This window comes from Cyanobium sp. LEGE 06143 (assembly GCF_015207535.1).
Classification (GTDB): Bacteria; Cyanobacteriota; Cyanobacteriia; order PCC-6307; family Cyanobiaceae; genus NIES-981.
This window is the reverse complement of sequence record NZ_JADEWP010000176.1, coordinates 1-5,524: the sequence shown is the minus strand read 5'-3', so window position 1 is coordinate 5,524 and position 5,524 is coordinate 1. Positions and strand designations below refer to the sequence as shown.

Annotated in this window: 5 protein-coding genes; 2 read left to right on the top strand and 3 right to left on the bottom strand. The window is 67.5% G+C overall.

Going from position 1 to position 5,524, the window contains the following annotated elements:
* Positions 1-94 precede the first annotated feature (94 nt).
* Positions 95-1,507 carry a magnesium transporter gene (gene mgtE, locus IQ216_RS11350; protein ID WP_186698019.1) on the bottom strand — a complete coding sequence of 471 codons (1,413 nt, stop codon included), beginning with the start codon at positions 1,505-1,507 and terminating at the stop codon, positions 95-97.
* Positions 1,508-1,593: 86 nt separating this feature from the next.
* Between mgtE and IQ216_RS11345 the strand changes: the two genes are divergently transcribed.
* On the top strand, positions 1,594-2,064 hold the full coding sequence (locus IQ216_RS11345; RefSeq protein ID WP_193815545.1) for a glutathione peroxidase: 471 nt from the start codon (positions 1,594-1,596) through the stop codon (positions 2,062-2,064).
* Positions 2,065-2,070: 6 nt separating this feature from the next.
* On the opposite strand, the gene IQ216_RS11340 is transcribed toward IQ216_RS11345, so the two are convergent.
* Both IQ216_RS11340 and gyrB read right to left on the bottom strand, forming a co-directional pair.
* Entirely contained in the window at positions 2,071-2,400 is a 330-nt protein-coding gene (locus IQ216_RS11340) for an SH3 domain-containing protein (protein ID WP_186698015.1), read from the bottom strand.
* Complete coding sequence (gene gyrB / locus IQ216_RS11335; RefSeq protein WP_193815544.1) at positions 2,401-4,359, bottom strand: DNA topoisomerase (ATP-hydrolyzing) subunit B; 1,959 nt, start codon at positions 4,357-4,359, stop codon at positions 2,401-2,403. It lies immediately after the preceding gene.
* A gap of 151 nt (positions 4,360-4,510) precedes the next feature.
* Between gyrB and miaA the strand changes: the two genes are divergently transcribed.
* Positions 4,511-5,479 (top strand): tRNA (adenosine(37)-N6)-dimethylallyltransferase MiaA, encoded by a 969-nt coding sequence (miaA, locus tag IQ216_RS11330; RefSeq protein ID WP_370566722.1) that lies wholly within the window; start codon positions 4,511-4,513, stop codon positions 5,477-5,479.
* Positions 5,480-5,524 lie beyond the last annotated feature (45 nt).

The window sequence follows — 5,524 nt, the reverse complement described above, 5'->3', positions numbered from 1 at the left end:
TCGTCATACTTCTGGCCCTTGAACTTTGGTTAAGCCTAACCTGAAGAAGTGTGAACGCTCTCTCATCTAGGCCCAAACGGCGGCCCGGGGCCCCTCAGCCCATGCCGAAGTGGCCGATCAGCCAGCCCGCGGTGCTCAGGTAGATGAACACCCCGGCCACATCGGTGGCGGTGGTGATGAAGGGTGCCGACATCAGCGCCGGATCCAGCTTGAGACGATCGAAGAGCAGCGGCAGCGCCGCCCCTGCCGTGGCCGCCAGGGTGGTGATCGCCAGCAGGCTGATCCCCACCGAGAGCCCCACCAGGGGGCCTTCGCCGCGCCACCAGGCCCAGGGCACCACCACCACCAGCATCAGCAGGCCCAGCAGGGCTCCGGCCACCGCCTCCCGCACGATCGTGCGCCAGGCCCCCAGGGCCTGGATCCGCTGGGTGCTGAGGCCGCGGATCACCACGGTGGAGCTCTGGGCGCCGACGTTGCCGCCGGTGCCGATCAGCAACGGAATGAAGGCCGCCAGCAGCACCACCTGGTTGAGCACCTCGCCCTGCAGGGCGATCACCTCGGAGGTGAAGCCGTTGGCCACCACCAGCACCGAGAGCCACACGACCCGGCGCCGCGCCACGGTGAACAGGTTGCTCTGGAAATAGTCGTCCTCATCGCCGGCCTGCACGGCGCCGGCGGCGTAGAGGTCACGGGTGGCCTCCTGCTCGATCACGTCGATCACGTCGTCCACCGTGACGATCCCCACCAGCCGCTCTTCGCGGTCCACCACGGGCACGGCCAGGAAGTCGTAGCGCTGGATGGCGCGGGCCACCTCCTCCTGGTCGGTCTCGGTGGACACGCTCACCACCTCCCGGGTCATCACATCGCCGATGCGGTCCTGGGGGTCGGCCACCACCAGGTCCCGCAGCGACAGGATGCCGGTGAGATAGCGCGAGCCGTCGGTCACATAGAGGGAATAGATGGTCTCGGTGTCGCGGGCGCGGCGGCGCACCAGTTCAAGGGCCTGGGCGGCGCTGTGGAACTCCTTCAGATCAATGAATTCCGTGGTCATCAGGCGCCCCGCCGTCTCGGCGGCGTAGCCCAGCAGCTGGGCGGTGACCCTGCGCTCGGCCGGGCTCAGCTCCGCCAGCAGCCGGCGCACCACCTTGGCCGGCAACTCATCGAACAGCCGCACCCGATCATCCGGCGACATGCTCTCCACCAGCTCCAGCACCTCGCCGGAGCGCAGCCGGTCGAGCAGGCTCTGCTGCACCGCACCGTCGAGGTATTCGTAGACCTCGATGGCCTCGTCCTTGGGCAGCAGCCGGAAGGCCAGGGCCTGCAGGGTGCGCGGCAGCGTGCCGATCGCCTCGGCGATGTCCACCTCCTGCACGGGCTGCAGCAGCAGCTTGGCGCCGTCGTAGTTGCCGGCCTCCAGCAGGGTGGCCAGCTGGCGAGACACCATCTCAGCCACCATGACGCGGCCGACGCCGGAGAGCTCCTGGTTCGGGGCCTTCGCCTCGCTCATCGGCTCTCAGCCCAGGAACTCACGAGTTTATGGGCCGGCGCCTGGCGGTCAGCCGCTAGTGTCCGCCCTCCGGAACTCCAGCCAGCATGAGCGTGAACGTGAGCGATGTGGTGGTGCGCGACGCCGCCGGCGGCGAACGCCGCCTCGGCGAGTGGGGCGGCCAGGTGCTGCTGATCGTGAACCTGGCCAGCCGCTGTGGTTTCACCCGCCAGTACGCCGGGCTCCAGAAACTGAACGAGACCTACGGCCCCCAGGGCCTGGCCGTGCTCGGCTTCCCCTGCAACGACTTCGGGGCCCAGGAGCCCGGCAGCCTCGAAGAGATCCAGCAGTTCTGCTCCAGCATCTACGGCGCCAGTTTCACCCTGTTCGACAAGGTGGCGATGGCGGAAGACCCCTACACCACCCTCACCCAGGCGGAGCCGAGCGGGCCCGTGGCCTGGAACTTCGAGAAGTTCCTGGTGGGCAAGGACGGCACGGTGCTGGCCCGCTTCAAGAGCGGCGTGGAACCCGAGGCCGGGGAGCTCACGGCGGCCATCGAAGCGGCCCTGGCCGGCTGATCCTGATCAGCCCGGCAGCCAGCCCCGGCGCTGGCCGCCCGGGCTGGCCAGCTCCACCTGCAGCCAGCGTTCGCCGTCCTGGCGCGACCAGGCGCGCAGCACCCGCAGCGGCTCGCCGGCTGCCGCCGCAGTGATCGTGGGGGCCTGGCGCTCGGGCGCGCAGCGCAGCGCCAGGGGAACTGGGCTGAGCAGGGGTTCGCGGCTGCTCTGACGACGGCGCAGCTCAGGCATGCGCCAGTCGCCGCCCCCGGCGGGCAGGCCAGCCGGCGCCACCAGGGCGAATCCCAGCAGGGCCGCCCAGCGCCAGGGTGTGAGCAGGGGTGCGACGGGACCCATTCAGATGTCCAGCTGGGCCAGGTCGAGTTCGGCGCTGTGGGCTTCGATGAACTCGCGGCGGGGCGCCACCTTGTCGCCCATCAGGATCGTGAAGATCCGATCAGCCTCCAGGGCGTCTTCGATTTCGACGCGTTTCATCATGCGGGTTTCGGGATCCATGGTGGTTTCCCAGAGCTGCTTGGGCATCATTTCGCCGAGACCCTTGAAGCGCTGAATGTTGTAGTTGGCCTTCTCGCCAAACTCGTCGATGGTGGCCTTGAGATCGGCCTCGTTATAGCAATAAACATGCTTCTTGCCCCTTTCCACTTTGTAGAGGGGTGGGCAGGCGATGTAGATGTAGCCACCTTCCACCAGGGCCTTCTGATAGCGGAAGAAGAAGGTGAGGATCAGAGTGCGGATGTGGGCACCATCCACGTCAGCATCGGTCATGATCACGATGCGGTGATAGCGCAGATTTTTTGCGTCGAACTCTTCCCCCTTGATGCCCAGGCCCAGGGCGGTGATCAGGGCCTGAATCTCCGTGTTCTTGTAGATCTTGGCGTCGTCTGTTCTCTCGATGTTGAGGATCTTGCCTCGCAGCGGCAGGATCGCCTGGAAGCGGCGGTCGCGGCCCTGTTTGGCGGAGCCTCCGGCCGAATCCCCCTCCACGATGTAGATCTCAGATTCGGAGGGATCACGGGAGGAACAGTCGGAGAGCTTGCCGGGCAGGGTGGAACTCTCCAGCACGCTCTTGCGGCGCACCAGCTCGCGGGCGCGGCGGGCGGCCTCAGCGGCATTGAAGGCCTGGATTGCCTTCTCGAGGATCAGGTCGATCACGGAGGGGTTGAATTCCAGGAATTCACCCAGGGCTTCTCCCACCAGGGTGTCGACGATACCGCGCACCTCGGTGTTGCCGAGCTTGGTCTTGGTCTGACCCTCAAACTCGGGCTCAGGCACCTTCACCGACAACACGGCGGTGAGACCCTCGCGAATGTTTTCACCGGCCAGGTTGTTATCGGCATCCTTGCGCTTGCCACGCTTCTTGGCAAACACATTGAGGGTGCGCGTCAGCACCGTCTTGAGCCCCTCGATGTGGGTGCCCCCGTCGACGGTGCGAATGTTGTTGGCGAAGCCCAGGATGCTGTCGGAGTAGGCATCCACGCACCACTGCAGGGCGGCCTCCACCTGAACGCCTTCCTTTTCGGCATTCACATAGATGATGTCAGGGTGCAGAGGGTCTTTCTCCGCATTCATGTAGGCCACATACTCGCGGATGCCGCCTTCATAGAAGTAGATCTCCTCATGGGCTTCGCCGGCGGCGTTGCGAGCCGAGCTGCGCTCATCGCGGAAGACGATACGTACGCCGCCGTTGAGGTAAGCGAGTTCGCGCAGCCTCGAGGAGAGGGTGGCGTAGTCGAAGACAATGCCGACCGTGAAGATCTCAATGTCGGGCTTGAAGCACACCGACGTGCCCGTGCGCCCAGCCTCGCTTGGAGCGGAGACGAGGGTGCCGATCGGAGCGCCGCGCTCAAAGCGCTGCGTGTGCACCTGGTCTTGGCGGTAAACCTTGACCTCCACCCACTCCGAGAGGGCGTTGACCACGGACACGCCCACCCCGTGCAGGCCGCCGGACACCTTGTAGCCGCCGGAGCCGAACTTGCCGCCGGCGTGCAGCACCGTGAGCACCGTTTCCAGGGCGCTCTTGCCGGTGCGGGGGTGGATGTCGGTGGGGATGCCGCGGCCGTTGTCGGTGACGGCACAGGAGCCGTCGTCGTTGAGCACCACCAGGATCTGGTCACAGTGGCCGGCGAGGGCCTCATCCACGGCGTTGTCCACCACCTCGTAGACGAGGTGGTGGAGGCCCCGGGGACCGGTGGTGCCGATGTACATCCCGGGTCGCTTGCGCACCGGTTCCAGGCCTTCAAGCACCTGGATCTGCTCGGCGCCGTACGCGGCCTGAACTTTCGTGGCTTCGCTCATGCGGGGGGTGCTTTCCAGGGGTCGGGCAGAGGCGGCGACTCGCCCTGGGCAAGAGGGGGTGAGAAGTGGTGAAACCCCTTCTACGATGGGCAATCTACCATCGCCAGCCCACCCGCCAGGGGGTACGAGGGCCACCTGGCACTGTGGGGAAATGGCCCTCGATGCGCCCCTGCCAACCAGCGCTGATCGCCCCGCTGAGCGCCCAGACCAGCGGCCCCTGGTGATTGCCCTGCTGGGTCCCACCGCCAGCGGCAAGACCGAGCTGGCCATCGCCCTGGCGCAGGCGCTGAACCTGGCCGTGCTGAACGTGGATTCCCGCCAGCTCTATCGCGGCATGGACGTGGGCACCGCCAAGCCCACTGCCGCCCAGCAGCGGCAGGTGCGCCACGAACTGCTGGACGTGAGCGACCCCGATCAGCCCCTCAACCTCGAGCATTTCCGGCGCCTGGCCGAACCCCTGATCGCCCGCGAACACCAGCGTCCCCAGCAGCGGGGCGCCATGGCCCTGCTGGCCGGGGGCAGCGGTCTCTACCTCAAGGCCCTGCTGCAGGGGCTGCGGCCGCCGGCCGTGGCACCCCAGCCGGCCCTGCGCTCCCAGATCAGCGCCCTGGGTCAACCCACCTGTCACCAGCTGCTGCGGGCCAGCGATCCGGCCAGCGGGGCCAGGATCGCCGCCGCTGATGCCGTGCGCACCCAGCGGGCCCTGGAAGTGCTCTATGCCACGGGCCAGCCCCTCTCCAGCCAGCAGGGCAGCTCGCCCCCGGCCTGGAGGGTGCTGGAGCTGGGGCTCGACCCCGCCGACCTGCGCAGCCGCATCAGCGCCCGCACCGAGGCCATGTACGCCCAGGGGCTGATGGCCGAAACGGCAGCTCTGATCGGCCGCTACGGGGCCGGGCTGCCCCTGCTCGACACGATCGGCTACGGCGAAGCGCGGCAGCTGCTGGCGGGCAGCCTGAGCGAGGCCGAAGCCCAGGCCCTCACCACCCGGCGCACCCTGCAGTTCGCCAAGCGCCAGCGCACCTGGTTCCGCCGGCAACACCGCCCCGTGTGGCTGAGCGGCCACGAAACCGACCAAAGGCTGGAGCAGGCCTTGCAGCAGGTCGAAGCCGTTCTAGGGTGAAAGGTGTGCTTGTGAGGGGCTGCCAGCGCCCTGCACCCGACAGAC